Source organism: Leptolyngbya sp. FACHB-60, assembly GCF_014695775.1.
In the GTDB taxonomy this organism is placed as follows: domain Bacteria; phylum Cyanobacteriota; class Cyanobacteriia; order Phormidesmidales; family Phormidesmidaceae; genus Nodosilinea.
In genome coordinates this window covers 14,301-39,710 of record NZ_JACJOX010000039.1, presented here as the reverse complement: position 1 = coordinate 39,710, position 25,410 = coordinate 14,301, and the positions used below count along the sequence as shown (strand labels likewise).

The 25,410-nt window shown below is 55.4% G+C and carries 25 protein-coding genes; 17 read left to right on the top strand and 8 right to left on the bottom strand.

Going from position 1 to position 25,410, the window contains the following annotated elements; all coding sequences use genetic code 11:
• Positions 1 to 123 precede the first annotated feature (123 nt).
• Complete coding sequence (locus H6F57_RS15410) at positions 124 to 1,656, top strand: hypothetical protein (protein ID WP_190625827.1); 1,533 nt, start codon at positions 124 to 126, stop codon at positions 1,654 to 1,656.
• A gap of 737 nt (positions 1,657 to 2,393) precedes the next feature.
• Here H6F57_RS15410 and H6F57_RS15405 read toward each other — a convergent pair.
• Positions 2,394 to 2,720, bottom strand: coding sequence for a hypothetical protein (locus H6F57_RS15405; protein ID WP_190625828.1), 327 nt, complete (start codon positions 2,718 to 2,720; stop codon positions 2,394 to 2,396).
• A 132-nt stretch (positions 2,721 to 2,852) separates the two neighbouring features.
• On the opposite strand from H6F57_RS15405, the gene H6F57_RS15400 reads away from it, so the two are divergent.
• From H6F57_RS15400 to H6F57_RS15390, 3 genes are all read left to right on the top strand, one after another.
• Entirely contained in the window at positions 2,853 to 3,704 is an 852-nt protein-coding gene (locus H6F57_RS15400; protein ID WP_190625829.1) for an ABC transporter ATP-binding protein, read from the top strand.
• A 438-nt stretch (positions 3,705 to 4,142) separates the two neighbouring features.
• On the top strand, positions 4,143 to 4,703 hold the full coding sequence (gene scpB / locus H6F57_RS15395) for an SMC-Scp complex subunit ScpB (RefSeq protein WP_190625830.1): 561 nt from the start codon (positions 4,143 to 4,145) through the stop codon (positions 4,701 to 4,703).
• Positions 4,704 to 4,973: 270 nt separating this feature from the next.
• Positions 4,974 to 5,342 (top strand): DUF760 domain-containing protein, encoded by a 369-nt coding sequence (locus H6F57_RS15390; protein ID WP_190625831.1) that lies wholly within the window; start codon positions 4,974 to 4,976, stop codon positions 5,340 to 5,342.
• A 54-nt stretch (positions 5,343 to 5,396) separates the two neighbouring features.
• Here the strand turns inward: H6F57_RS15390 and H6F57_RS15385 are convergent, their stop codons facing one another.
• Entirely contained in the window at positions 5,397 to 6,221 is an 825-nt protein-coding gene (locus tag H6F57_RS15385; protein WP_190625832.1) for a sugar phosphate nucleotidyltransferase, read from the bottom strand.
• Positions 6,222 to 6,288: 67 nt separating this feature from the next.
• Between H6F57_RS15385 and H6F57_RS15380 the strand changes: the two genes are divergently transcribed.
• The 8 genes from H6F57_RS15380 to H6F57_RS15345 all read left to right on the top strand — a co-directional run bounded on the left by H6F57_RS15380 (position 6,289) and on the right by H6F57_RS15345 (position 12,620).
• Complete coding sequence (locus H6F57_RS15380; protein WP_190625833.1) at positions 6,289 to 6,894, top strand: alpha/beta hydrolase; 606 nt, start codon at positions 6,289 to 6,291, stop codon at positions 6,892 to 6,894.
• An 83-nt stretch (positions 6,895 to 6,977) separates the two neighbouring features.
• Entirely contained in the window at positions 6,978 to 7,391 is a 414-nt protein-coding gene (locus H6F57_RS15375; RefSeq protein ID WP_190625834.1) for a hypothetical protein, read from the top strand.
• Entirely contained in the window at positions 7,378 to 7,776 is a 399-nt protein-coding gene (locus H6F57_RS15370; RefSeq protein WP_190625835.1) for a DUF6516 family protein, read from the top strand. Before H6F57_RS15375 ends, H6F57_RS15370 begins: the two co-directional genes overlap by 14 nt.
• 639 nt (positions 7,777 to 8,415) lie before the next feature.
• Positions 8,416 to 9,297: a ferredoxin:protochlorophyllide reductase (ATP-dependent) iron-sulfur ATP-binding protein gene (bchL, locus tag H6F57_RS15365; protein ID WP_190625836.1), complete on the top strand. Its 882-nt coding sequence runs from the start codon at positions 8,416 to 8,418 to the stop codon at positions 9,295 to 9,297.
• A 151-nt stretch (positions 9,298 to 9,448) separates the two neighbouring features.
• A complete protein-coding gene (locus H6F57_RS15360) occupies positions 9,449 to 9,796 on the top strand; it encodes a DUF5331 domain-containing protein (RefSeq protein WP_190625837.1) in 348 nt (115 codons plus the stop codon).
• Between the two features lie 85 nt (positions 9,797 to 9,881).
• Entirely contained in the window at positions 9,882 to 10,313 is a 432-nt protein-coding gene (locus tag H6F57_RS15355) for a DUF5331 domain-containing protein (protein WP_190625838.1), read from the top strand.
• A 27-nt stretch (positions 10,314 to 10,340) separates the two neighbouring features.
• The gene (locus H6F57_RS15350) at positions 10,341 to 11,783 is read left to right on the top strand and encodes a ferredoxin:protochlorophyllide reductase (ATP-dependent) subunit N (protein WP_190625839.1); all 1,443 of its coding nucleotides are present in this window, start codon (positions 10,341 to 10,343) and stop codon (positions 11,781 to 11,783) included.
• Between the two features lie 480 nt (positions 11,784 to 12,263).
• Positions 12,264 to 12,620 carry a hypothetical protein gene (locus H6F57_RS15345; RefSeq protein ID WP_190625840.1) on the top strand — a complete coding sequence of 119 codons (357 nt, stop codon included), beginning with the start codon at positions 12,264 to 12,266 and terminating at the stop codon, positions 12,618 to 12,620.
• A 521-nt stretch (positions 12,621 to 13,141) separates the two neighbouring features.
• Here the strand turns inward: H6F57_RS15345 and H6F57_RS15340 are convergent.
• A complete protein-coding gene (locus tag H6F57_RS15340) occupies positions 13,142 to 13,627 on the bottom strand; it encodes a DUF4079 domain-containing protein (RefSeq protein WP_190625841.1) in 486 nt (161 codons plus the stop codon).
• 173 nt (positions 13,628 to 13,800) lie between these two features.
• Here H6F57_RS15340 and H6F57_RS15335 point away from each other — a divergent pair, with 173 nt between their 5' ends.
• Genes H6F57_RS15335 through H6F57_RS15325 form a run of 3 tightly spaced genes read left to right on the top strand, consistent with a single transcriptional unit; the run spans position 13,801 to position 16,149 of the window.
• Positions 13,801 to 14,271 (top strand): Lrp/AsnC family transcriptional regulator, encoded by a 471-nt coding sequence (locus H6F57_RS15335; protein WP_190625842.1) that lies wholly within the window; start codon positions 13,801 to 13,803, stop codon positions 14,269 to 14,271.
• Between the two features lie 10 nt (positions 14,272 to 14,281).
• On the top strand, positions 14,282 to 14,902 hold the full coding sequence (locus H6F57_RS15330) for a LysE family transporter (RefSeq protein WP_190625843.1): 621 nt from the start codon (positions 14,282 to 14,284) through the stop codon (positions 14,900 to 14,902).
• A gap of 35 nt (positions 14,903 to 14,937) precedes the next feature.
• The gene (locus H6F57_RS15325; RefSeq protein ID WP_190626047.1) at positions 14,938 to 16,149 is read left to right on the top strand and encodes a M23 family metallopeptidase; all 1,212 of its coding nucleotides are present in this window, start codon (positions 14,938 to 14,940) and stop codon (positions 16,147 to 16,149) included.
• 236 nt (positions 16,150 to 16,385) lie between these two features.
• On the opposite strand, the gene H6F57_RS28050 is transcribed toward H6F57_RS15325, so the two are convergent.
• Positions 16,386 to 16,520 carry a hypothetical protein gene (locus H6F57_RS28050; protein ID WP_277873694.1) on the bottom strand — a complete coding sequence of 45 codons (135 nt, stop codon included), beginning with the start codon at positions 16,518 to 16,520 and terminating at the stop codon, positions 16,386 to 16,388.
• A 222-nt stretch (positions 16,521 to 16,742) separates the two neighbouring features.
• Between H6F57_RS28050 and H6F57_RS15320 the strand changes: the two genes are divergently transcribed.
• Both H6F57_RS15320 and H6F57_RS15315 read left to right on the top strand, forming a co-directional pair.
• Positions 16,743 to 18,188, top strand: a complete 1,446-nt coding sequence (locus H6F57_RS15320) for a sodium/glutamate symporter (RefSeq protein WP_190625844.1) — start codon at positions 16,743 to 16,745, stop codon at positions 18,186 to 18,188.
• Positions 18,189 to 18,648: 460 nt separating this feature from the next.
• Positions 18,649 to 18,930, top strand: a complete 282-nt coding sequence (locus H6F57_RS15315; protein WP_073610147.1) for a hypothetical protein — start codon at positions 18,649 to 18,651, stop codon at positions 18,928 to 18,930.
• A 137-nt stretch (positions 18,931 to 19,067) separates the two neighbouring features.
• On the opposite strand, the gene H6F57_RS15310 is transcribed toward H6F57_RS15315, so the two are convergent.
• The 4 genes from H6F57_RS15310 to H6F57_RS15295 all read right to left on the bottom strand — a co-directional run bounded on the left by H6F57_RS15310 (position 19,068) and on the right by H6F57_RS15295 (position 25,409).
• Positions 19,068 to 21,377: an ATP-dependent helicase gene (locus tag H6F57_RS15310; RefSeq protein ID WP_190625845.1), complete on the bottom strand. Its 2,310-nt coding sequence runs from the start codon at positions 21,375 to 21,377 to the stop codon at positions 19,068 to 19,070.
• A 108-nt stretch (positions 21,378 to 21,485) separates the two neighbouring features.
• A complete protein-coding gene (locus H6F57_RS15305; RefSeq protein ID WP_190625846.1) occupies positions 21,486 to 23,303 on the bottom strand; it encodes a CocE/NonD family hydrolase in 1,818 nt (605 codons plus the stop codon).
• Positions 23,300 to 23,776: a hypothetical protein gene (locus tag H6F57_RS15300; protein WP_190625847.1), complete on the bottom strand. Its 477-nt coding sequence runs from the start codon at positions 23,774 to 23,776 to the stop codon at positions 23,300 to 23,302. The genes H6F57_RS15305 and H6F57_RS15300 overlap by 4 nt, the downstream gene beginning before the upstream one ends.
• A complete protein-coding gene (locus tag H6F57_RS15295) occupies positions 23,760 to 25,409 on the bottom strand; it encodes a GH3 auxin-responsive promoter family protein (RefSeq protein ID WP_190625848.1) in 1,650 nt (549 codons plus the stop codon). The genes H6F57_RS15300 and H6F57_RS15295 overlap by 17 nt, the downstream gene beginning before the upstream one ends.
• Between the last annotated feature and the right edge of the window lies 1 nt (position 25,410).

The following is a 25,410-nucleotide window of genomic DNA, read 5'->3' as shown; positions in this document are numbered from 1 at the left end:
CGACATCAGGGGTGTGACACGTGGGGCAGTAAATGGGTTCGAGAACCATGAGTGGAGAGCGGGTTCGGGACTCTTCGTATTTTGTCCCAATACACAGGTCTAGAACACTACCAGGAACAGCAGGTGACTCAGGCCCTGGCGCTCTCAACAACCCAAGAGCAGCAGGTCTTCTCCGACAAGCGTGTGCATCGTAAGGCTACCTACATCCTTAGGGAAGCGCAAATACCCACGGTTCTCAAGGCTGAAGTTGAGGCATTTAAGACTTACTGTCATTATGAACTGAGGCTTAGGCCGGAAACCTACAACGACCGAACTAGCCACCTCTTACGGTTATTGGGCTGGTGCCACAACATTGAAGGGGAATCAGTAGACGGGTTATCGTTTACCCGCATGATTCCGTTTGTACCGCTAACTTCTCGCGATTCAAAGCTGTCGGTCACGCAGCGTCATATGGAACACCATCGCCTCGATGAAGCTGGTGCGGAGGCCACTAAAGCGGTAGCCGAGCTTCTGAATAGGTACTTCGACTTCTATGCAAACTCGTTATCCACCCAGGCTTTGATCACGCAGTCCTTAATCCTGGCGGCTAAATTTGTCTATCGCGATGAAATCAAGCGACTCAGTCTGACTGAAGATGAGGATCTCAACCGGATTCCGGTTATCCGACGGCTCCGGCAAATTCTGGAAGATCGGCAGGCAGCACTGAACACAGCACCGCCTGTGATTGACCATGAATCGCGCAGTATTCCCTGGGAAACTACCATTCAGGTTCTCAATCGGTTGCGGGAGAAACTCGATACCGCGCTAGTGAAATATGAGCAGTCCCGGCGGAAGACTGGACCTAAGCAGGGTCAACCCACACGCTCTCGTGACGAGGTAGCTCGCTATCTCCAGACGTTCCTGATCGTAGGCTTTTTCATTATCCTTCCTCCTGACCGCAATCGCACGGTACGACAACTGGAGATAGGACGCACATTGAGGTCGGGGCTCATTCAAGAGGGAATCTTTACCCCCGTCGAACGCTTATCCTCGACGCTTCAGCCGAGATGGTACATCTATCGCGGTCCAGAGGATTACAAAACGGGCTGTAGGTACGGCGAAAGCTGGACGGAAGTGCCGGATATGCCCATGGGCAATGGGATGGGCTTTTATCACTATCTCAACCTCTGGATCACTGATTTTCGCCAGTTGTTCAGCCCCCAACATAATGTTCTCTTTGTCACGACAAAATCAATTCGTGGATCTACGGTCGGGGTTCCTCAAACGGCTAATGCCCTTGTCCAACGAATTCGGAATGCGTTTAAGGCACAAGCCGGGGTTCCGGTCGTTCCCCAAGCACTGCGTAAGATGTTCACAACCTATTTGAAGAGTAGTGGGGCTGAAGAGCCTGTTTTAGAGGCGGCAGCAGTTGCCATGAAACATTCCCGCCGAATGCAGGAGCAGGTTTACGATCAGCAACCTCACCCGGAAAAGATTCAGCCCATTCTGGACTTCAATATGCAGCTATTTGAATTGATTTTTGTGGCTGAGGAGCATCCGCTCCCGTTGACTGAAGAGGGGATGATTGAATTCTCCCGATTAACAGGTGAGCAACGACAGCTTCTCCTTGAAGGGTTAAAGCGAGAAGCGAATCGACGGCGGCGAGTGGCGGCTTAGAAGGGCTTAGAGCTAACGACCTCTTTGGATCACCCAGGACTACATTCCTTATGTAGGGATAAAGAGGCCAAGTCCTAATGGTTCTAAAGCACTCAATGACATTTCCATATAGTGTTGAGCTCAGGTGAGCAAAAGTTGAGCAGGCGCTCAACAGGGTAAGCCCCTTATTTTTTGGGTATGCCCTGTTGTTGAACCCCTTGTTGAGCAAGTTGAGCAGTTCTACCCTCCTGGCTCGACTACCCCTGACCCTACCCTTGATAAAGTTGGGCACAGGTGACCAGAGCTAAAAACCTCACAAATCAAGGCGTTACCCCTACATGGGACAACCTGGACAACCTCTAGGGGCAAAAGACTACTTATCTCAACTGCGCCCCCATGGACTACGCCATATTATGGATAAAAAATAATGCGGTTTTAATGCCGCCTTTTCGAAACCCTTGCTGTGAATAGGCTTTGGCTCCTTGAAACCTGATTTGTAATCAGCCGGTCGCAAGTTCGAATCTTGTCACCAGCTTATTTTTAGGAACCTCTGGAAGCTTTTCCTCTCAGGAAGATGTTGCGGTAGCAATTCTAATGGCCAAGTCCAGCACCAGTTTCAGTTGGCTGCCCCGTGGTGCCAGGTCTCAAGCGGCGTGCTGCACAGCTCAGCAGGGCACAAACTATCTGAGGCGAAGACTAAAGAAATTGGGTTAGATACTCTCTCCAGTGGCTTTGACTAGCCGCCAAGGAGCAACGTTCTACAGATGCTCTTCCTCGTCGTACTCATCGTCTGCGATCCAAGTTCCGACGGGGCGTAGGGCGTCAGGTATGGTCACATCATCGGTAAATTCCAGCACCGTCTCTCGATAGCCCAAATACCCTGACTCTGTGAAGGTGAGCAGCATGCGCCCCAGCGCTGGCCACACGACATCGGCAAACTCCCAATCGTGGTTAAACCCTGCACGATCAGCGATCGATCGCAGCGCCCAAAAATAACTGTTTCGCACCACTGAGCCTGACTTTTTATAGGCTGGCACATCCTTTTGATGGAGATAGAGAATGTCTTGGTCAATTCGAGCGCGCACAGCTAACCAACGGTAGATGGGTGATACGGTAAGACTATTAACAATAAGTTACAGGCGGTTCTGGGTTAAAGACTCGTTGGTCAGATTCAGCCCCGATCGCAATGACTTAGCTTTTGGAGCCTGCCCCTTGCCATGTCCGCTGCGGTCTGTCTGCAAAACGTCCACAAAGTCTACAACGGCGTATCCGTCGTTAATGACCTCTCTCTAAATATTGAAGCCGGAGAAGTTTTTGGTCTACTAGGCCCCAACGGCGCGGGCAAGTCAACTACCATTCGCATGGCCACCACCCTCACCCGGCCCAGTGACGGCCATGTGGTCGTCGCAGGTTATGACGTCAACCGCCAGCAACTCGACGTGCGCCGCCAAATTGGCGTGGTGCTGCAACAAACCAGCGTTGATGGCGACCTCACCGTGTGGGAAAACATGGAGCTGCACGGACGGATGCACCATATTCCTGCTGCGCAGCGCCGTACCGCCATCGATACCTGGCTGGACTATGTAGAACTGGGCGATCGCCGCAACGACAAGGTCAAAACCCTCAGTGGCGGCATGAAGCGGCGGCTGCAAATTGCCCGAGCCCTGCTCCACAACCCCAAAATTCTCTTTCTCGATGAGCCGACCGTGGGCCTCGACCCCCAAACCCGCCGCCGCCTGTGGGAAATCATTCGGGGCCTCAACCAGCAGGGCATGACCATGCTGCTTACCACCCACTATATGGAAGAGGTGGAGTACCTGTGCGATCGCATCGGCATTCTCGACCAAGGCAAGCTGATTGAGCTGGGCACTTTAGAGCAGTTTCGCCAACGCCACGGTGAAGGCATCGTTATGACTCAATGGGGCGATCGCTGGGACTACCAGTTCTTTCCTACCCTAGATGCCGCCAATGCCCACCTCGACCAGCAGCCCGACAAAACCGGCATGATGACCCGCCCCTCCAACCTCGAAGATATTTTCGTAGAGCTGACTGGGCGCAATCTAGATTAAGCTTATTTGCCGCTGCATATTGCTTTATAAGCTCTTTAGATGGTGCATTGCTGCGCGAATGCACCCTACGAAGCCTGTTCTTCTAGGAGCCCTGAGCCCCTGATCGGCCACTTTGCAAAACATAGGTTTAAACCGATGATCGGTTACTCCTTTCCGTGAGGTGAAGGACGACGGAACGTCCTTCTCGATGGGGGTCTGGGGCCAGCGAAATGGCCCCAGTGGCAGATCTGGCTTTACCCCAGATTGTGCGCTGCGCTAAACCTGGCGCAGTAAGCCCCGTTTTGCAGGGCAAACGCCGTTTGCCCCTACAGAATCATCTGTCCTTTAATGGTTTTTGGAACCCAAAACTAGTATCACCCCTTCCCCAAATTGCCAGAATTCAACCGTTTTCCACAATCGGCGCTAGGCTTGAGGATGGTTTCAGGGTACTGACAATCTATGCCTGGTCTGGCCACCACCATCGAAGCGATTTTGTACCTCAAAGGACAACCCCTCGACATTGCCAAGCTGGCAGAGCTAGCCCGCTGCGATCGCGAAGACGTCGAAGAAGGGCTGATCGAGCTGATGAACGACTATGCCCACCGCGACGGGGCCTTAGAAATCGTTGAAACCGTCGATGGCTACTGCCTTCAACTCAAAGAGCGCTATCGGTTTTTAGTGGATTTGCTAATTCCTATCGATCTAGGGGTGGGGGCGCTGCGGACACTGGCGGCGATCGCCCTCAAAGGCCCCATTAGCCAAACCGACCTCGTCGAGCTACGCGGTTCTGGCGTCTATCAGCACGTGCCAGAACTTGTCGCCCAAGGCTTTGTGCGCAAGCGCCGCCAGGCCGAAGGGCGATCGTCCTTAGTGCAAGTCACCGACAAGTTTTACCAACATTTTGAAATTGATGCGCTGCCCCAGCTGCGAACTAAAGGTTCAGCCGTCCCCGTGACAGAGACAGATGCTGACGATGGGGATGAACCCGAGTTTGAGCCCGAGCTCGAGGAAGCCTCATAGCCCTGCTCCCGTCGATACCATCAAACTATTGTAAAGACAAAAAACCGCAGCATCTATGCTGCCAAATCGCCTCCCAGCCTGGGTTTAGGTCAAACAGCCTAAACCCAGGCTGCTGAGCCGACGCAATATTACATGATTCGTTACGCTATCATCGGGAATATTAGTAGGTATAGGCAGGCCAGGGGTTGCCTTTGTTGCATTGGATCCTAATCGCCCCGATATTTGGTACTCGCCGTCACCTACGTTGTGACCAAAGGTCTTTGAGATTCCATGGTATTTAACCCTGAAGATACTGAATTCATTAGCATGTCGGCCAATAGCGACCACCCCAATGAGTTGCTTAAATATCTCCAGCACCAGTCCCCAGAGGTGTTGACCCGGGTGGCCCAGGCAGTCAGCGGTGAAATCAAGCAGATTATTGCCCACAACGTGCAGGGGTTGGTCGGTGTGCTGCCAGGGGACGGGTTTAACGTCCAGGTCACCACCGATCGCGAAAATCTAGCCGGGCTGTTAGCCTCCGCCATGATGACGGGCTACTTTCTTCGCCAGATGGAGCAGCGCATGGAGCTAGAGCACACCGTGTCGGGTTCCTTTTTTGGTGCTGACTTCGGCTCTGACGATATCGACTTCGACGATTAGGGCGAGGTCGGCGATTCCTTCGGATAGCTTCGCTAACGCATCTTTTTGCCGTGGCTAGCTCACCGGGAACGGATGCTGCTGAATGGCTTTGGCCAAGTTTTCTGGAGTGCCAATATCTAGATAGGTGCCCTGGGCAAAGGGCTGTGCCTCTATCCGCAACCCCGATGCCAATGCCGCCTGCATGACATCCCCAATGGGAATCTCAGTGTAGGGCGGCAAGATGCTTAGGTGCTGAGGGATTTGGCTGCCGATCAGAGCTTGTTGGCGATCGCGCACGAACCTGTGCAAAAAGTCTGAGAAGCTGGGCCGCCAAGCGGCGATCGCCCACATGTAGGGCAAATGAGTCAGGCCAGACTTTTCGTAAATGCCCCGCACTACCCCGCTCTCGTCAAAATCGACCACCCCTACCTTCTCCGGCTGATTGGTGGGGAACAGGCCCAGTACTACATCTGCTGTGCCGCTATGCAGGCACTCCAGCAGCACTTGGTAAGCATCTCCCGGCTCAAATAGAATATCTGGAAACCCCATTACTACCGTCGCCCCACGCAAAAAGGGGTAGGCCTGGTTGAGGCTAAAGGGCACCCCAAAGGGCACATGCACCGTCAAGTAGCTCAGGTGCATCCCTAAATCGGCCCCGTCACCCAAAAAGTTGGGGATATCCCACTTACCGGGCCGCAGAATGAAAAATGCCTGCTCTACCCCTGCCCGCCGCATTTTTTCCAGCAAATAGTGGCACACCACCTTGGGGCGAGGCCCTACCTGATTCGTTAGCATGCGAAAACCAATCGGAAATAGTTCTTTGCTCATCGGCAAGGGTGAAATGCGCGTGCCTTGCCCCGCAGCAGGAATTAGACCAATGGTGGGTAGCGACGTAGACATCGGAATAGGGAACCTCGGAAGCGAGTTAATCGTCTTTAATTATCCTGGTAGTAGGCGTGGGCTAAGCATGATGCACCAATTCTGGCAGGCCACCAATCAGCTGTCTTCACTGTCCTTGGCGTTAGGGCACCGCCTTGGGCAAAGCGCTACTGCGCTGGCTCTAGTTGCGACCTCCTTGACCGGGCTGGCCATAGCCGCACCCCAGGTCAGTGCCGCCGAAGACATTCAAATTACCTACGGATCGCTAGAAGCACCGCCCATTTCTGTCAGTGATTTAGAATCATTTGCCAAAACGGGCATTCCTAGCCGCGACCTACAGCTGCTGCTCAACGTACTCCGCATTGAGGAAGAGCAGGCCCGTCAGGCGCTGACCCAGAATGTGCTGGTGGAAGTAGACACTCTGCGAGAAATGTCAGATACCTTTGCCGGGCAACTTCTCTGGCGCCTGCTGGCCACAACCGTTACCTTTTCTGACAACGACAGCCCCGGCTGGGAGCTGCTACGCAACGCGGTTTTAGAGACGGCTGACACTGGCCAGCTGACGCTGATCGACGTACTTCGCACCATTGAGGCAACTACGTTACAGGTCGATGGTCGGCGGGTGATGGAGATCGCATCCCAAGTCGACTTTGAGCGCATTGGCGACCTAGCCTCCATCCTCCTAGGCAAGTAAGGATGGAGGAATAGCGTTCTCTAGAAAACGCTGGGCTTTTAGCGATAATGGGAATAGCCCTAGCATGATGAGGTGAATTACCTGTGTCAAGCAAAGACAATCCAACAAATTTGCCGCAGGTCAATGCTGCTCCGCCTGTAGCTGGCTTCACTACTGCCACTGCTACTGCTTGGGATAATAATTCAGAGAACGGTGGATTGTTGACAGAAGTAATCCTCAGGTCTGCTAATGCTCCTCACGCCATAGCTGCTATCAGCGAAGCTGTGAGGAAAGAAGTTGCTCGCATTGAGCAGTCCATAGTCCATGCACGACACCGTCTTGAGCACTTTGAGGTGCTTTATAACGTATCGTCTTCAGAATTTGCTGAGCGCTTTACTGCTGAAGACCTCCAAGGTGGAGATCTAGAGTATGTCGAGTGGATAGGAGAGTACCAGCTATTTCAGCACCTCCTGCAAGACCTAACTCTTCTTAAAAGCCTTACTTATGTCGCTGAATGACTACGCTGTTACGCAGCTTACGTCAGGCTTGCAAACCTTTGATGACTACGGGTTGTCAGCCTACATAGACATTTCGGCAGACCTTCGCTCCGGTAGTCAAGCAGTTCTCAAAGCAAAAGTGCTATTTGTAGATGCCACTGAGCTTTACATCCGAATATTTTATCTCGGCGGCATGGCTAACCAATTGCTTAGCTATGCCTATCAGTACCAACAGTCCGACGGCACCCTAATTTTTCGGTATGACAACGCTAGGCACAAGCCTGATTTAGGGTTTGAGTGCCACAAGCATCAGGCTGATGGAAGGATAGTTGCCGCAGAACCACCCATGATTAGGGCTTTGGTTGAGGAAATTATTGATCACATCACTTGCCAAGAGCGCAACTAAAGAAGCCCCGTAGAGAGGCTCCGCCACCGATTTCTGTGCAGCAACCGTTACATTCCGTTGCATGGATTAGAAAGTTTACGAATGTATAGAAAGATCGCTTGGGATTTGGCAACGGCGGCGGTTTGGGAAGCGCGGGGTCCAAAGACTAGCCTCTATTTGGGGGGCGATCGCATCCCTCACCCTCCAAAGCCCGCTCTTAAACAGGCAATCCCCCAGATTTGACCACCTCTTACCGATCAGAGCTCCCTACAGACCGGCGTTTCAGAATGCCCATTGCCCTAGAAGATTTAAGATTCCTGTTTTTGTTATTGTTCCGTATTAATGAAGATCAGAACCTAAAGTTTAGCTTGGTGCTTCTGAGGTCTTCAATGAGCCTTTTTAGAGGCAGGGCATTCTTCAGTTGATTTCAGCAGCTTTCAACTTGTTTTTGTGGGGCTGTCTATTCTCGATCCCCCTTCCCAATGACTGGGCAGTATCGTCATAATCCAAACAGCCGAAACACCTTGGGCCGCGTAGGCAACTGCGTAGACCCTGTTTATTGAACAGCCGATCCACGTCCAGCGGGTAGAACGTCTATCCAAAAAGATGGCCTCTGGACCTGGGTTTGGCTCTATCCGCCCTAGACGAGTATTTTCCCCTATGGATCACCAGACATTAAAGCTTTCTGTGTACGGGAAAGGGGGCATTGGTAAGTCCACCACCAGCTGCAATATCTCGGTAGCCCTGGCCAAGCGGGGCCGCAAAGTCTTGCAGATTGGCTGCGACCCCAAGCACGACAGCACCTTTACCCTGACCGGGTTTCTGATTCCCACCATCATCGACACCCTGCAAGAAAAAGACTTCCACTACGAAAACGTGTGGGCCGACGATGTGATCTATAAGGGCTACGGCGGCGTGCACTGCGTTGAGGCGGGCGGTCCTCCCGCTGGTGCAGGCTGCGGCGGCTACGTAGTGGGCGAAACCGTGAAGCTGCTGAAGGAACTCAACGCCTTCGACGAGTACGACGTAATTCTCTTTGATGTGCTGGGTGACGTGGTTTGCGGTGGGTTTGCGGCCCCGCTGAACTATTCTGACTACTGCCTGATTGTTACTGACAACGGTTTTGATGCGCTGTTTGCCGCCAACCGCATTGCCGCCTCGGTGAGAGAGAAAGCCCGCACTCACCCCCTGCGATTGGCAGGGCTGATCGGCAATCGCACCTCGAAGCGCGACCTGATCGATAAGTACATTGAGCATGTGCCCATGCCGGTGCTAGAGATTTTGCCCCTGATCGAAGACATTCGCATCTCGCGGGTGAAGGGCAAGACGGTGTTTGAAATGGCCGAAACCGACCCGGCTCTAGATCCGGTCTGTCAGTACTACCTGAACATTGCTGACCAGATCTTGGCTCGTCCCGAAGGCGTGGTGCCCAAGGATGCCGCCGATCGCGAACTGTTTAGCCTGCTGTCTGATTTCTATCTGAATCCCCCTGCGGATGCGCCCAAGCAAGAGAAGGAGGAAATGGATCTGATGATGGTTTAAGCGCACGGTAGGCATTGCCTACTCTACTTAATCCCTTGCTGCAAAAATCCCCCTCGAACCAGTTCTAACCTTGAAGCGCTGCATTATCATCGGTACGCGGCTGTGCAAACTCGGCAGCTACCTATAAGCGATTTAGCAAAAAGTCAGGATTATGGCCTTTTTCGAGAACTTTACCCAAGTCATTCGCCAAAAGTGGTTGGACTACGTGCAATCTAACCGGGCCTGGTTGACGCTGCAAATGCAGCAGACCTCGGTGCGAACCCCCGATGGCGGGCGCCGTCCATCTTCCTTTTTGGTGTTGGGCGTGGTGAATGCTCTAGAACCCAAGCTGTCGAACCTGATGGTGCCCTTCTACAAGCTCAACCCTGATGAGGACGCGCTGGTGGAGGTGCTGGGGCTCAACTTTGACCCCGAGATGGTGTTGGATAACCCCGACCACACTCAAACCATTGAGGCCAACGACGAGCAGCCGCTCTTGCCCGATAGCCCAGAGATGTAAGCCCATTCATAGACTCAGACGGTAGCGGTTTTCTGGTTTAATCAATCTCTGAACACGAGGTTGGCGAACCCCGCCCGAGGCATCTGTGAACAGCAAACAACTGCGGCGATCGCTCAAGATCAAGTGGTTAACCTACTACCGCGACAACCGCGAGTGGATCGACAAATTGGGTATTTGGGTAACCAGTAACGGGCAGCGTCGGCCCTCGTCAGGCTTTATTTTGGGGGCATTGGCCACCCTAGAGCCTGACCTGACCAACCTGCTACCCCTGGTGGTGGATTTAAGCAGCAACCCCGATCGCATTATTTCGGCCCTGGGTTTAGATATCAGCCCGGTGAAGGAGCTAGCAGCGCTAGAAAAGGCACACAAAATGTTGCCCGGTAGCGCTCAGACCGAGGTTTCTCTGGCTTCAGCTGAGCCATTAACCATCGACGCTCCGCCACCACTCTCCCCCGCCCACGACGACGACGCTTGCTCAGGCGCAGGCGGCAGGGAGGATGATCGACCCAGGCCATAAGTCCTTCACTAGGGAGATACCCCGACGATGACCCTGGCCCAAGCTCAACCCCAACCCTCTGCCCTCGAATTTGACTGCGACACTGGCAATTACCACACTTTTTGCCCGATCAGCTGTGTGGCGTGGCTATACCAAAAGATTGAAGACAGCTTCTTCCTCGTAATCGGCACCAAGACCTGCGGCTACTTTTTGCAGAATGCCATGGGGGTGATGATTTTTGCCGAGCCCCGCTACGCTATGGCCGAGCTAGAGGAAGCTGATATCTCAGCTCAGCTCAACGACTACGAAGAACTGAAGCGGCTGTGTGAGAGCATTAAGCGCGATCGCAACCCCTCGGTGATCGTCTGGATTGGCACCTGCACCACCGAGATCATCAAAATGGATCTCGAAGGGCTGGCCCCCCGCCTCGAAGCTGAGATCGGCATTCCCATTGTGGTGGCTCGCGCCAACGGCCTCGACTATGCCTTTACTCAGGGCGAAGATACCGTACTGGCCGCCATGGCTCAGCGCTGCCCCACTGTTGAAGAGGCCGCTGCCAAGCAGCCTGCGGTAGCGAAGGAAGAGGGGAAGGGCAGCGGCATTCAAAAGCTGCTGGGTCTGGGCCGCAAAAAAGAAGAGGCGATCGCCGACACCGCCGCTGAAGACACCCCCTACCACGACCACCCACCCCTGGTGCTATTTGGCTCCGTGCCTGACCCCATCGTCACCCAAATGACCCTGGAGCTGAAGAAGCAAGGCATTAAGGTCGACGGTTGGCTACCCGCCAAGCTCTACACTGATCTGCCCGTGGTTGACGAAGGTTACTACGTCGCTGGCATCAACCCCTTCCTCTCGCGCACAGCCACCACGCTGATGCGTCGCCGCAAGTGCAAGTTGATCGGCGCGCCCTTCCCCATTGGCCCCGACGGCACCCGCGCCTGGATTGAGAAGATCTGCTCGGTGTTTAACATTGAACCCCAGGGCATGGAGGAGCGCGAAGCCAAAATTTGGGAGTCGGTAGAAGACTACCTCGAAATCATTCGCGGCAAATCGGTCTACTTCATGGGCGACAACCTGCTGGAAATCTCCCTGGCTCGCTTTCTTACCCGCTGTGGCATGACGGTGCAGGAAATCGGCATCCCTTATATGGATAAGCGCTACCAGGCGGCGGAGCTGGCCCTGCTAGAGAAAACCTGCAATGAAATGGGCACTCCGCTGCCCAAGATCACCGAGAAGCCTGACAACTACAACCAGATTCAGCGCATTCAAGAGTTGCACCCTGACCTGGTAATCACTGGTATGGCCCACGCAAATCCGTTGGAGGCGCGCGGCATTAATACCAAGTGGTCGGTGGAGTTTACCTTCGCCCAAATCCATGGCTTTGGCAACACCCGCGACATTCTAGAGTTGGTGACGCGACCCCTGCGCCGCAACAACAACCTCAAAGACCTGGGTTGGGAGAAGCTGGTGAAGGAAAAAGCGAAGGTATAGAAAGCCTCAAACTCCAGAGTTCTCTGAGAACTCTGGAGTTTTTTCTTAGCAAAAGTGTTGCTCATCGCGGGAGGCTGCCGACATCGAGCAAATACTTCAATAAGTAGAGCCTGATTGTTCAGGTCATGAACTAGCATAAATAACCGTCAACCTGTGAGATGAAACTCGGAACACTGCGCAGCAGACTTCCGCAACCGTACATTGTGACTTATGTTGGATTAATATTTTTTACCGAATCTTGCAGGTCGCGGAGAAATCTATGGGTTACGTCTCTTGCATGGAAGATGAAGATAAGCGGAAAGATGACTTTTGGAACTCTACTGTAAATACAAGCAGTAGTTGCAAACAATCCAAGAGCACAATAAAACAGCTCTTGCGAGAAAGGCTGGAGGGGGTTGAAAGAGCTTTATTCAGAGCTGAGACCCAAAAATTGAGCAACGGCGTGAGGCAGAGAATAAGGCTGAGCTGGACTTGCTGCACATGAAAAAGGTACAGGAAACGTTTAGCGAAGCTGAACAAAGGGTTGTAAAACTAGAACGAGAGATAGAAGCTCTAAAGAGAGAAAATAAAGCTCTCAATACACAGATCCGAAGAGTCCGAGAACGCTTGGCTTCATATCAACGGGAGAAAGACCAATCTCAAAAGGCTTGTAATAGCTTTGCTGATCAACTTACGGCTGTTAAACCAATTCTCTCCAATCAGGAGAACGGGCAGAAAAGTCGTCAAGTTACCTCTAGCACTGAGGCTCTGCGCCCTAGCCCTGATCCGGTTAATTCTGAGGCCATGGAGAGAATGATGACGGCTCACTTCGGCCCGAGGCAGAAGGGCAAGAAGTAATATAGCGCTTGATAGCTGTCGGGAGTTGCCGTCCAGCCGAGAAAGCTCGATCGATGGTCAGGTTTAGATTTGGAAAGTTAGCCGGATCATAGTGGATCGCACCCCTGGAGTGCCTGCTTTTGATAGCGATCGCCCTCCAACACCCGGCGTCATCGTCGGCTGATTAGGGATGCTAATGTAGCCGCAGTATTTCTTAGATCTCCATTATTGAGGCTCGTTATTGGGGTTAGTCGCCGTAGCGATTGATGAAGCACAGAAGATCAGTAGTTTAAGTGAAAGTTGAACTACTAGAGAAACTCCGATTTAGAAGATAGCCTGCTAAGGTGTAATTCCTTTTGTACTAAGAGTATTCAATGCAAAGATAGGCGTTGAAAGCGTGATGCTGTGTTGGCTCCAACGAAATCTCAATGTCATATTAGAGCCATGCTACTTCGCCACGGCCTAGCCGTGAAGGAGCAAAAAGCCGCAAGGGAAAGGTTCCTTTGCGGCTTTTGAGTGAAATTGGTCAACTATGAGTTTGGCTAAATTGACATGCCCAGGCGTAGACCCAAAAAGGCATGGACAAACATCACCGCCAGGGCAAAACTGCCTAGGTAGGCGTGGGCGGTGCGCAGAGAGTCTTTGCCGCCACCAAACTTGGTGATCGAGATTGCCCCATTGATTGCTAGTAGCGCGATCACCAAACTGCCCGTCCAAAAATGGGGGCTTTGGAAAATGTCTTTTTCTTGCATGACCAGCGACAGCACCCCGCCGGTATAACCCAGGCTAATAAAGGTAAACATCCACAGGGCCAGGCGCTTGTGGGTGTGACGGTTTTCGGCTTTTTTTTCCGCATCGTCATCCCCGATGCGGCCCTTCCAGCCCATGTAGGCAGTAAAGCTGCCCATCACAAAAATCACAATGCCCATCATGGCTGGGTGGCCCCAGTGCACAATCGGCCCGGGGGTGCCAAACCCAGCAAAGAAGTCGGCAATGGGCTGCAAGAACCCGCGAATGCTAGAAACCATCTCTATCTCCCAACAAAGTAAGCGCCATCCCTAAGGTGCCATATTTTCTCTACCGAAAGGCATAGGGCCTTATCATCCCGAAACCAAAAGTTATGTTATGGAATCGTGGAAAGCTTAGCCCTTAGGAGTTTATTAGAACCTTAAATCTAAACTTTGCCTACTAAAATAAGGCCATGGAACTAGACAACCTTGACATCAAAACTCTGTCTCTCCTTTGCCAACGAGGACGCATGACCTGGGCTGAGCTGGCGGGCCAGCTAGGGTTGTCTGCCCCGGCGACAGCCGATCGCGTCAAACGCCTCGAAGAGCGAGGCATAATCACGGGCTACAGCGCCCAGCTCGATGCCGAAGCCCTGGGGTTAAATTTGACTGCATTTATTGCCGTGACGCTCGACCAACCTCACCACCGCGAGGGCTTTTTGGCCCAGGTGCAAGCCACAGCCGAAATTTTGGAATGCCACCACGTGACTGGCGACGACGACTACCTGCTGAAAGTGCGCTGCTGCCACACCCGCGCCTTGGAGGAATTGATTACTGAAGGGCTCAAGGCGATCGCAGGCGTAGTCAAAACCCGCACCCTGATCGTGCTTTCTACCGTGAAAGAGACCCAGGTGCCATCGCTAGAGCATTTGAGCGAGTCCTAAAGGAGGGGCTATGGAAGGTTGGACATTGCTGAAGGGCATGGGGCTGGGGCTGGCGATCGCAGTCCCCGTTGGCCCCATTGGGTTGCTCTGCATTCGCAGGTCGCTCACTCAAGGCCAGCTCATGGGGCTGGTGACGGGGCTAGGGGCCGCCACCGCCGATGGCATCTATGGCAGCATTGCTGGGTTTGGCCTGACTGCCGTAGCCAATCTATTGGTTAGACACACCCAAGCTATGCAGCTCATCGGAGGCGTGTTTCTCTGTTATTTGGGCTTTACAACGCTGCGGGCCGACCCCGCTACCGAAGCCGCTAAAGTCTCTAGTCGAGGGCTGTGGGAGGCCTATGCTTCTACTTTAGTGTTGACGTTGACGAACCCGGCCACTATTCTTTCATTCATTGCGATTTTTGCTGGGCTGGGCCTAGTGAGCACCAGTCAATCGTGGGGAGCCTCGCTGACCTTGATTATGGGTGTGTTTTTGGGGTCTGCTCTATGGTGGCTGTGCCTCAGCTGGGGTGTAACGCTTTTTAGCCAAAAGCTGACACCCTCCCGGCTTAAGTGGTTAAATCGGCTGGCCGGTGCAGCTATTTTTGGCTTTGGGGCAGTTGCGATCGCGCTCACCTTTAAAGGCTAAACTCCAGATTCCCACTCCAGGTACTGCCTGTGACCATGCTGCGAACTCATCCGTTTTCTTCTGCACCGACCCGGCGACCTAGCACCGTGACCTGGGGACGGTGGCTGAGCCTGGTCTTAGCCCTGGTGTTGGTTAGCTGGCTGGCGCTCACGACGGTTCCTAACGCCCAGGCCGCGCCGCCTGAGCTGGTCGCTCAGTCTATTCAAGACCTGCAAAACAAGCAAAAAACCCTTGAGCAGCAGCGCAACGAGCTTCAGCAACAGCAAACCGAGCTGCAAAATCGCCAGGCCACCTCAGAATCTACCCTTGAGAGCCTGGAGAACAGCATTGTCTACACAGCCAACCAAATTGGCGAAACCGAGTTTCGCCTCAACCAGGCCGAGAAAGAGCTGAAAGACTTTGAGGCCAAACTCGCTAAGGCCGAAGCCGACTACGAAAACGTGCGGACCGGCACTGTGGCCCGACTCCAATATTTGCAGCGGCAGCAGGGCAGCGAAGGCTGGGCTGTGCTGCTGCAAAGCCAGAATTTTAATGAGTTTTTAGACCGCCAGTACCAGCTTAAGCGGGTTTACGCTTCCGATCGCCAGGTGCTAGCCGACCTCAAAGCCCAAGCCGAAGCCATTAAACAGCAAAAGGCCGCCGTCGAAGAAAAGCGCAACCAAGTCGCGCTCCTACGCCAGCAGCTGCTCTCCCAAAAGCAGCAGTACGAGGCCGAAGCCAGCGAAGAAAAGCAGCTGATCTCTCGCCTGAGGGATCGTCGTGGTGCCCTAGAAGCCGCTGAGACCCAGCTCGCCCGCGACTCAGAACAGATTGCTGGCTTGATTCGCCAAAAGATTGCTGCCAGCACCGGAGCGATTCGCGGCACCGGGCGGTTTGTCTTCCCCGCCAACGCCAATATTTCGAGCGGGTTTGGCAACCGGGTGCATCCCATTTTGGGCTACAGCCGCTTCCACGGTGGGGTAGACTTTGCCGCTAGCTACGGCAGCACCATTCGCGCTGCCGACTCGGGCCGGGTGATTTTTTCGGGTTGGTATGGGGGCTACGGCCAGGCGGTGATCATTGATCACGGCGGCGGGCTCAGCACCCTCTACGCCCACTCTAGCCGTCTGTTTGTCAGCGAAGGTCAGTCGGTGCAGCAGGGTCAGGCGATCGCCGCTGTTGGCTCCACCGGCCTCTCCACTGGCCCGCACCTGCACTTTGAGGTGCGACAGAACGGCAACCCGGTGAATCCGGCGGGATATTTGTAGGGGTAAATAGATAATGGGCGTTGCTGAATCTAAGAATGAACCGGCGAAACCTTTAGACTCTGCTTGCCCCCCCACCCCCCCAATTTGTGGGATTTTGAGACTCTATCTCCCCCCAGGATTGGGGGGCAGGGGGGAAAATCATACTTGCGTTAAGCAACGCCAGATAATGTGATGGGGTAGGAGAGTAATGGGGTAGGGAACTGTACTCCATCACGCCCCCACTCCATCACTTCTTTCTAGCCCAGGCTCTTCTTCAGGTGTTGCATAATGCGAGCCTTGCGAGGATCTTCGCTCTTGGCGGGGGTGACGCCGGCGAAGTTGATCTTGCTGGTTAGGGCAAGGTGCTGCTTAATTTGATCTTTACTAGCCACGAAGATACCTCAGAGAAACGGAACGACAGAGAAAGCCTAAACGACCAAGGCGTAGACCCTGGCAGTTCAGCCTGGGAATTGGCATCCCAAAATATTCTCCCTATAGACAATTTAATGCATGTGCCCAGGGTTACTGCAAACTCCTGAGAACAATGGCTGTATAGCAGTGGTTGGGGCAGGCGTTGCGACCGTCCCTAGCCTGCACTTACCCGGAGAAATACCGTGTTTAACCTGCGCACTGTTCTATTTGCCTTTGTCTTGCTGGCACTGCTGCTGCTGCTAGGGCGCTTCTTTAAGCAGCGCATTCAGTGGTTTCAGCGGCTTTATCTGCCGGCCTCGATTGTGGCGGGGGCGCTGGCGCTGCTGCTGGGGCCTGAGGTCTTGGGGGCGATCGCCACTAATCGTTTCGGGGCAGAGTCATTGCTGGCGAGCGGTTTGTTTGCCGAAGACATTCGCGCAGTGTGGGCGCAGGCCCCAGGGGTGTTTATCAACGTGGTGTTTGCAGCCTTATTTTTGGGCGAGACGATTCCGCCGCCGCGAGAAATTTGGCGCACTGCCGCCCCCCAGGTGGTGTTTGGCCAAACCCTGGCCTGGGGCCAATATGTGGTGGGGTGTTTAGCCACCCTGCTGATTTTGATCCCGCTGTTTAACGTCAACCCCATTGCCGCCGCCCTGATTGAAATTGGCTTTGAGGGAGGGCACGGCACTGCCGGAGGCATGGCCGACACCTTCATTAGCCTGGGCTATGACGATGGGGCCGACTTAGCCATTGGTTTAGCCACGGTGGGAATTGTATCGGGCATTATCTGCGGCACCGCGCTGTGCAACTGGGGCCGCCGCAAGGGACATGTGGATACCATCAGCCGCCGAGTGGTTGAACCGGAAGAAATTCCTGACCTCAACGTGGTGTCTGAAACCCCAGAGCTGCGGCAAGAGCGGGCACGGCTGTTGCGCAACCTGCTGGTAGACCCGCTGTCGATCAACTTTGCCATAGTCGGGTTAGCGATCGCGATCGGCTGGCTGATTCTCGAAGCGCTGAAGTGGGTTGAGGCAGCGACCTGGGGCGGCGAGGGCGGCTTTGCCGTGTTTGAGTTTGTGCCGCTGTTTCCCCTGGCGCTGATTGGCGGCATTATCACCCAGTCGATTCTCAATCGGCTGGGGCTGGGGGCGCTGGTGATTCGGCCCATGGTGCAGAACATCGCTGGCGTAGCGCTGGATGTGGTGGTGATCTCTGCGATCGCCACCATCTCCCTCAGCGTCATCGGCGGCAACCTGGGAGTCTTCCTGATTCCCAGCATCGTCGGCATCTTGTGGAACGTGCTGATTTTTCTCTGGTGGGCACCGCGCATTTTCCCCAGCTACTGGTTTGAGAAGGGCATCGGCGATATGGGCCAGTCGATGGGCGTGACCGCCACCGGCATTTTGCTGCTGCGCATGGTTGACCCCGACAACAGCACCGGAGCCTTTGAGGGTTTTGCCTACAAGCAGCTCTTTTTTGAACCCATCGTGGGCGGCGGCCTGTTCACCGCTGCCGCCCCGGCACTAATCAATCGTCTTGGGCTGGTGCCCGTGCTAGCCATTACCGGCGGGCTGCTGATTTTCTGGCTGGCGGTGGGTTATCTACTCATTCAGCAAGAACGGCAGCGCCCTTCCACCAGCAGCGTTTAGAGATTTGGGGACAATATTCCCTTAAATTATCTCTTGTAGTGAATAGCTATATCGTCGATTGGCAGCTCTAGAGCTGCCAGTTACTCAAATCTGGCCCACAAAAAATGGAAATCGGTTGTTAGTCCTCAAGGATGAATTCAGGTAACCGTCAAGGCGCTAGAAAAGCACCTTGACAACCAGTTTTCATGACCTAAATTGAAGGTGGCTTTTGCCCTTCGCATGCCCAAATGTTGATAATCAATCACCTGAAAGACAGTTTGGTAAAGCGGGAACTTGACAGACTGGCCTTTGTTGAAGGGCTAGAAACCAGTCGTCATAGTCAGAAACTTGGGTATCTCTGCACCATTCATAAGTTTTATTAATGCAAAGCATAGATGATTTATGGGCTAAATTACTCTTAACCCCAGAGCCAGAGGGTAGAATTTAGCTTGATTTTCAGCTTTGGATGGCATCATGCATTATGGCAGACTCTGGAACTTCTCCGATTAGTGAAAACTTTGATTCCTTACCCCGTGAGGTTAGGGTTGATAACCTCCGCAACGTTCTAGAAACCCTGCAAATTGCCGACGAAATCGCCAAACAGGGCTATCTAATCACCAGCTCAGAACTGGCCGATTTGATGGATGTGAACGCTAGCGCCGTGACTAGCCGAGGCGAGTTTTGGGCCTGGCGCAACTGGTCAGTGTCGCGGGTGCGGCGCGAAGGTAACCAAATTCTTTGGCAAATTGAGCGAATCGACTAGCGATTTTAGATCGAGAATTTTGGATGGGCGATCGGCAATTTACAGTTGGTGATGCTTCGCGATCGCCTATTTTTTCGACTTTTTTGATCTAAGCCAAAACAAAATATTCCCCCTCCACTTCACTACCCTCTAACCCCTCACTCCCCACCCAGCCACTGCCGCAGCACCGGTAGCACCGGGCAGGGGTTTGCCGTCTGCACATTCTCTGGCTTGCTCCAGGTAAACGGGGCCTGCTGGGCCGCAGACATCCACAGCAGGCGTTTGGCGCGGGTCATGGCGACGTAGAGCAGTCGGTATTCTTCGGCAGCTTTGAGGTGCTTAGCCTGCTCCCAAGCCGAAATGATGTCAGGAATTTCGCCTTGCCCTGGGGCAAAACCAGCGTGGGCGTGGGCGCGAATCTGCGCCCGAGCCACCTCCGCCAGGGTAAAGTCGCCCAAAAATTCGCCCTGGGGCGGCACCCACAGGGTACCGGGGATGGTTTTGTCGTGGAGAAAGGGCAGAAACACGACGTCCCAATCGAGCCCTTTAGCCTTGTGCATGGTGATCAGGGTGAGCTGGCCGGGACGGGTGTAGAGCGAGTCGGTGTCTTCAGTATCGACGGCAGTGAAACGCTCGGAGCCAACGATATCTTGGAGAACGGCGATCGCCGCCGCTAGCGTGTCGTCATTGCGAATTTGCTGGCTGACGCGGGCGGCGAGTTTGTCGGCGGTGGCCAGCTCGCTCTGGTTGTAGCCCAGGGTTAGCCCAATGAAGGAGAACAGGCTGTAGGGGGGCAGTTCGAGACGCGATCGCAGCAGCCCAGCACAGTACCGCCGCGCTATTCGCGCCGCCTCAGTATCGGGTGGCGCATCTAGCGGGCCAGGATAGAGAAACTGCTCGGGAGCCCGGGCCAAGGCGTTGAGATCTTGGGTAGGCACCCGCTGGCGATCGACCAGCACTCGCAGCGCTCCCTTGAGCCGGTCGGCCGAGTGGGGCCGCTCAACAAATTGCAGCAGGGTGAGCATTTCTTCAGGCACCTGGGTTTGGCGGTCTTGCTCTCCCACGTCGTAGAACTTTAGTCCCATTGCAGGCAGATCTACCCCGACTTGCTCGGGATCGCGCAGCAAATTGCCGATGAACTGGCCTTGGCGTCCCTCCCGCACGAGAATGGCAAAGCTGATATCGGGATTCTCGGTGTAGAGAGCGCTCACCCGCTGGGCGATCAGCTTCACCGAATCCAGGGTCGTTGGTGGCGAGAGAATTTCTAACCCAGCTCCCAGTGGCTCTGGGTTAGCTCCTATCTGGGGGTCGTCGGGATCTACGGGGGCGATCGCCTGATTGCGAAAGGGGGTCTCTGGCCCGGCCACCTGCGCCTGATTCACCCAGGCCAGCATGCGGTTGGCAGCAGCCATAATGATGCCACTGCTGCGTCCGGCCTGATCCATCGTCACCAAATGGCCCTGGATACGGCAGTCGTCGCAAAATTGGTTGAAGAACACCGGGTCTGCCGGCGTAAACGTAGAGTTGATCGCCTGGTTAGGGTCGCCCACCCGCACCAGGTTAGGCTCCCCATCGGGATTGTCAGGATCAGCGGCCAGCAGGGTCAATAACCGAGTCTGCAACGGCGAAGAATCCTGCGCTTCGTCTTCGAATACGGCGAAGCTGCGCCCCTGCCAAAAGCGGCGGCTGTCGGGGTCATCTAAGGTACGTAGGGCACCCAAGATCATGTCGTCGTAGTCGATCCAACCCCGTTGCGAGAGCAGGGCTTGGTAGCGATCGTACAGACCGGCCGCAATAGTGAGCACATCGTAGTCTTCAACATCTCCCGGCAGAGCATGGTTGACGTTTTGGGCCAGATCGAGCAAGGCAGCGGGCATGAGCCCCGAGCTTTTAGCTTCGCGAATCACCGTATGGGCCAGGCTGGGCAGCACTTCGGTTCGCAATACCGACTGCCGCCTGAGTTGCTCGGTTTCTTCCCCGTCAAACTGTCGCCCTTCGATCAGGCGGGAGTAAAGGTTGGGGTTAGCTACAATCCACTGCTCTACACAGGCCCGCAGCATGCGGTTGTTTTGGGAGGGCGAAACCAGCGTCAGCGTGTCCAGATTCAGGTTGGAGAGTTCAGGGTTGCGGGTGGCAATGGTGAGGGCCAGCCCGTGCAGAGTAGAGACCGTAAAGCTAGTCTGGGGCAGTCCGAGCATTTTTAAGTGGCCGCGCACTTTGGCCTTAAGGTTTGCCGCCGCCGATCGCGTAAAGGTAACCAACACCAGCTGACGGTTCAGATGAAGCTGGTGGCGGGCGATCGCGATCGCCGCCGCTGCCGCCATGCCCGTAGACTTGCCTGACCCCGGCACCGCCGACACCGCCAGCCGCCCCCCAGTCCAGTCGGCCAATTCTTGCTGCCCTCGCCGCAGCCCGGCGCGAATTTCGGCTAACACGGCTTCCCGATTGACCAATGGAACCGTCACCATAGGAGTTCTCCAGGGGTTGTCCTACTAGGATAGCGGGGCGGTGAGGGGGTGAGTTTTGCTTGGCTACCTTCCTCCCTCCGTATATCTGCGAAGGAGCAAGTACTGGTCCTACTCCGGAATAATTGGCAGAATCAGCCGGGAGACGGCGGCGGTGTGGTGGTAAACCGTCTGGGTCACGGTGACTGGCTGGCGCTCGGTGGGAATGTTGCGGCCCGTATTGGGATTGCGGTCAAAGCGGGGATAGCTGCTGCTGGAGACTTCTAATCGAAGGCGATGGCCGGGGAAGAAGACCTGGCTGGTGGGCCACAGATCGATCGCAATTTCGGTGGGTGCCTGAGATTTCTCTAGGGTATTGTTGCTGATCGCGTGGCCGTAGTCCCGCCGAAGAATCCCTTCAGAAACGTTGTACCCCGTGCCATTGGGATAGACGTCCACCAGTTTGGCCGTGAAATCTGTGTGGGGTGCCGTGGTGGAAACCTGGAGCCGCAGCTGCACTGGCCCCGTCACTTCGAGCGCTGCGGTCAGGGGCGGAGTGGTATAGACCAGCACATCTTGCCGCTGTTCCACTGCGTTTTGAGGCTGAATGCCTGCGTTTGGCCCGAGCATAGTGCCCCCAGCACTGGGCACCGGGTGCTGCGGATCGTAGATAAAGCGATCGCTGGCTTCTTCCCCCGGCGGCTCCAGACTGAGAACGCCGTCGCCGTTGAGAGTATTCGCCTGGCCGTTGCTGTGGAGATAGTAGGGCGTATAGCGGGTGCGGGGCAGGGGCCAGGTCGATTCTTCGCGCCAGGTGTTGCGGCCCATGACGTAGAGCAGCACCGGGCTAGGCTGGACCGTCTCGGCAGCGCCTTTGAGCTGCTGATCAAACCAGGGCAAACTGGGGCCAATGCTCTCGAAGCGGTAGTTGCGGGGGCGGCTACCGTCGGGGAAGGTGACGGTGTTGGCGTGGGTCCAAGGCCCAACGATCAGGCGGGTGGCCTCGGCGACCTGGGGGGCAGCATTGGCGCGAATCTGTTGAAAGTCTGCCAGTTGAGTGGGCAAAAACGGATCGTACCAGCCGGCCATCAGCAGGGCCGGAGCCTGGAGCTGGCGGTTGCGACCGGTGCCATCGACCGCTTGCCAGTAGCGATCGCGATCGGTGTGGCTGGCCCAAGTATCAAAAAACGGAATATTCTGCACCGCTCGGTCATCAGCCTCTAGCAGAGGCCACCCCTCAAAGCCCTGCTGTAGCTGCTCCGGGGGGAGGGGAATATCCCGTGAGCCGTAGCTGAGGGTTGCCCAGTAGAGGGCGCTCTCCAGGGAAAACGCGCCGCCGGGGTAGAACATGCCATAAAAGTCGGTGCTGCAAATTTGTGGAATCAGGGCCGACAACCCCGGATCGACCTGGTCGGCCAGCACCCACTGGGTATAGCCAAAGTAGGAGCCGCCCCACATGCCGATATGCCCGTCGTACCAGGGCTGCTGGGCGATCCATTGCAGCGTGGCCCGCCCATCTTGAGCCTCGTTCACAAAGGGTGGATCGTAGCTGCCGCCCGACTCATAGCGTCCCCGGGTTCCCTGGATCACCGTGGTATAACCGTGACTGGCCCAGAGATGGCCAACGGTGCGGGCAAACAGGATGTGTTTAATCTGTTTAGAGTAGGGAATGCGCACCAAAATGGTGGGAGTGGCGCCAGCGGTGCGGGGATGATAGACATCGGCGACCAGCGCCGTGCCATCGGGGGCAGTCACAGTCGCTCGGCGTTCTAGACGGACGCCATAGCGGGCAGGCGGATAGTCTAACTGGTAGCCCAACCAGGTGGCGGCGATCGCACTACCCCGCCCAATGACTAACAGCAGCAGCGCAGTCAGTCCCGCCAGCAGCGACAGCCAGACCCGCTTGTGAGAGAACAGCCGAGCGCAATGGCGAAAAATCCCTGCCCTCATGGCTGACCCTCCGAGCGATGGCCCCAGCCCCAGAGCCAGAGATAGGCGGCCAGCACCCAGTGAAACACAATGGGAATTGTGCCCTCTCCCAGCCAGCGACGCTCTGGGTAGAGGCTCATGGTGAGGCCATAGCGCATCACCATCACCAGGGCGTAGCCGTAGCTAAAATACTGTAAAGCTTTACCCAGACGGGGGCGAGGCTGCTGAAACCAGCCCTGCCCCTGAGCCAGGTCACGATTGATCTTGACTTGGAGCGCCAAAATCAGCAGCTGGCTGGGCAACAGCAGCGGGTAGGGCAACAGGCCCGAATACCAGTGGGCCATGGGGGGCAGAAAGGGCACCTGGCAGCAGGCCACCAGCATCTGGCCCAGCACCCGCAGCAAAAATAGCAGGGTCAGCACCCACAGCCAGGCCACCGGATGCCGACTCGGCCCCAGCCGATGCAGCCGCAGACCATCAGTGGGGGTGGGCATAGGGCAGCGTCAGTTCATAGGTTTGCGCGATCGCCCCGGCATCCAGCGGTAAGGGCTGCTGGGTGAGAACCTGCCATTTGTACTGTACCTCCCGCTGCCCCTGGGCCATGGCCCAGCGTTGAGTAGCCTCAGCCCAGCCCGGTTTCATACGGTGGAGGCAGGGGGCATTTAGCCGCCGAGAAGCGCGTTTTTGACCGTACTCAACGTTGTTTTCAGCCAGAGCTGCATCTAGGGCTGACAGCAGAGTTTCAATCCAGTCCTGACTGGGAATATCAGACGTTTCCCAATACAGCTCGTAGCGCATGGCCTCGGCATTGGCCACCAGCCGGTAGGGACCTATCAGCTGGTGAAACTGGCATTGCAGGGCGGCGATCGCAGCCAGCACATGATTCACATGCAGCTTTTCCCCGGTCAGGTTGCTCATATCGCGGCCCTTGCGCAAAAAGGCAATCACGGGCGATCGGTGATAGAAGTCCGTCACCTCCACCACATCGTTGATGTGATAGCGGTAGAGACCACCGGGGGTGGTCAACAGAATCTGGTAGCGCTGCCCCCGTTCTAGCTCATGGCTGAGCAAAATCGGCGGGTCAACCTGGTCAGCGCAGGCTTCCGGAATAAATTCGTAGACATTCAAGGTCAGATCTAACAGGCCAGCGGGAGTGTTGTTCTGGTAGGGCAGGGAGATGCGGGCCTCACTGGCCAGATAGCCCAGATCGCGAATCGGCAGCGGGCCATAGTCAGCGGTGAGCTGCTGGGCCTGCGCCCCCACCGAGCCGCCCGTCCAGCAGCCCAGCAGGTCCAGGTGGGGCCAGCAGTCCCGAGGCCGTAATGCCTCGGTGGCATTGAAGATTTGTTCTAGCTGTTTGGCCCGCTCAGGCTGGGGCCGCTGGGCCGGCATGCCCTCACCACCAGTGCCGTCGTAAATGGCTTGGATCAGGGATTCTGCTTGGTGAGTCATCACTGTGGCTAGCCGCTTGAGGGTGCTGGGATTGGGCGTACACAGAAAGGAAACTTGCCGCGCTAGGGCGTAGCGGGCAATGGCCCAGTAGCGGCGATCGTAGTCGGGAATCTCAAAAACCGGGTAGGGGATGGCATAGGTGCGCCGAATCAAAGCTGGGATCTGCTGGTAGATTCGCCCCGATAGGCTGCCGTAAGGAATGCCGCCTGGAGTGTAGCCTTCGATCGCTGGGCTGACAATCCCCACCACCGCCCGGCTCAAAAACGTTGGGTGATCCTGCAAAATTCGGTAAAGCCACTGCCGCATCAGCTGTGACCCACCCCGCTCGACCGCGGCGGTGACGGGAATATATTTGGGCTGCCCGGTGGTGCCACTGGTCGTGGTGAACATCCGCACGGGCTCATTCACCAGAATCTTTTCCTGGCCTGCCATCATCCGCTGTACGTAGGGCCGAAAGCCTTCATAGTCACGGATGGGCACCGCCCGGCGATAGTCGAGCGGGGTGTGAATTTGCTTAAAGTGATGCTCGTGGCCAAACTGAGTGTCACTATGGCGGCTGAGTAACTGGCGCAATAGCCGCTCTTGAACCAAATCGGGCTCCTGGGTAGCGACCTCTAGCCGTTGTTTCAGGGCTCGCCCCTGCCAGCGCAGACCAAGAGTGTACAGACTGGCCATC

Coding starts and splice junctions, on each gene's coding strand:
- H6F57_RS15400 (WP_190625829.1), top strand. CDS start 2,853: ATGTCCGCTGCGGTCTGTCTGCAAAACGTCCACAAAGTCTACAACGGC.
- scpB (WP_190625830.1), top strand. CDS start 4,143: ATGCCTGGTCTGGCCACCACCATCGAAGCGATTTTGTACCTCAAAGGA.
- H6F57_RS15390 (WP_190625831.1), top strand. CDS start 4,974: ATGGTATTTAACCCTGAAGATACTGAATTCATTAGCATGTCGGCCAAT.
- H6F57_RS15385 (WP_190625832.1), bottom strand. CDS start 6,221: ATGTCTACGTCGCTACCCACCATTGGTCTAATTCCTGCTGCGGGGCAA.
- H6F57_RS15380 (WP_190625833.1), top strand. CDS start 6,289: ATGATGCACCAATTCTGGCAGGCCACCAATCAGCTGTCTTCACTGTCC.
- H6F57_RS15370 (WP_190625835.1), top strand. CDS start 7,378: ATGTCGCTGAATGACTACGCTGTTACGCAGCTTACGTCAGGCTTGCAA.
- bchL (WP_190625836.1), top strand. CDS start 8,416: ATGGATCACCAGACATTAAAGCTTTCTGTGTACGGGAAAGGGGGCATT.
- H6F57_RS15360 (WP_190625837.1), top strand. CDS start 9,449: ATGGCCTTTTTCGAGAACTTTACCCAAGTCATTCGCCAAAAGTGGTTG.
- H6F57_RS15350 (WP_190625839.1), top strand. CDS start 10,341: ATGACCCTGGCCCAAGCTCAACCCCAACCCTCTGCCCTCGAATTTGAC.
- H6F57_RS15345 (WP_190625840.1), top strand. CDS start 12,264: ATGAAAAAGGTACAGGAAACGTTTAGCGAAGCTGAACAAAGGGTTGTA.
- H6F57_RS15340 (WP_190625841.1), bottom strand. CDS start 13,627: ATGGTTTCTAGCATTCGCGGGTTCTTGCAGCCCATTGCCGACTTCTTT.
- H6F57_RS15335 (WP_190625842.1), top strand. CDS start 13,801: ATGGAACTAGACAACCTTGACATCAAAACTCTGTCTCTCCTTTGCCAA.
- H6F57_RS15330 (WP_190625843.1), top strand. CDS start 14,282: ATGGAAGGTTGGACATTGCTGAAGGGCATGGGGCTGGGGCTGGCGATC.
- H6F57_RS15325 (WP_190626047.1), top strand. CDS start 14,938: ATGCTGCGAACTCATCCGTTTTCTTCTGCACCGACCCGGCGACCTAGC.
- H6F57_RS15315 (WP_073610147.1), top strand. CDS start 18,649: ATGGCAGACTCTGGAACTTCTCCGATTAGTGAAAACTTTGATTCCTTA.
- H6F57_RS15310 (WP_190625845.1), bottom strand. CDS start 21,377: ATGGTGACGGTTCCATTGGTCAATCGGGAAGCCGTGTTAGCCGAAATT.
- H6F57_RS15305 (WP_190625846.1), bottom strand. CDS start 23,303: ATGAGGGCAGGGATTTTTCGCCATTGCGCTCGGCTGTTCTCTCACAAG.
- H6F57_RS15300 (WP_190625847.1), bottom strand. CDS start 23,776: ATGCCCACCCCCACTGATGGTCTGCGGCTGCATCGGCTGGGGCCGAGT.
- H6F57_RS15295 (WP_190625848.1), bottom strand. CDS start 25,409: ATGGCCAGTCTGTACACTCTTGGTCTGCGCTGGCAGGGGCGAGCCCTG.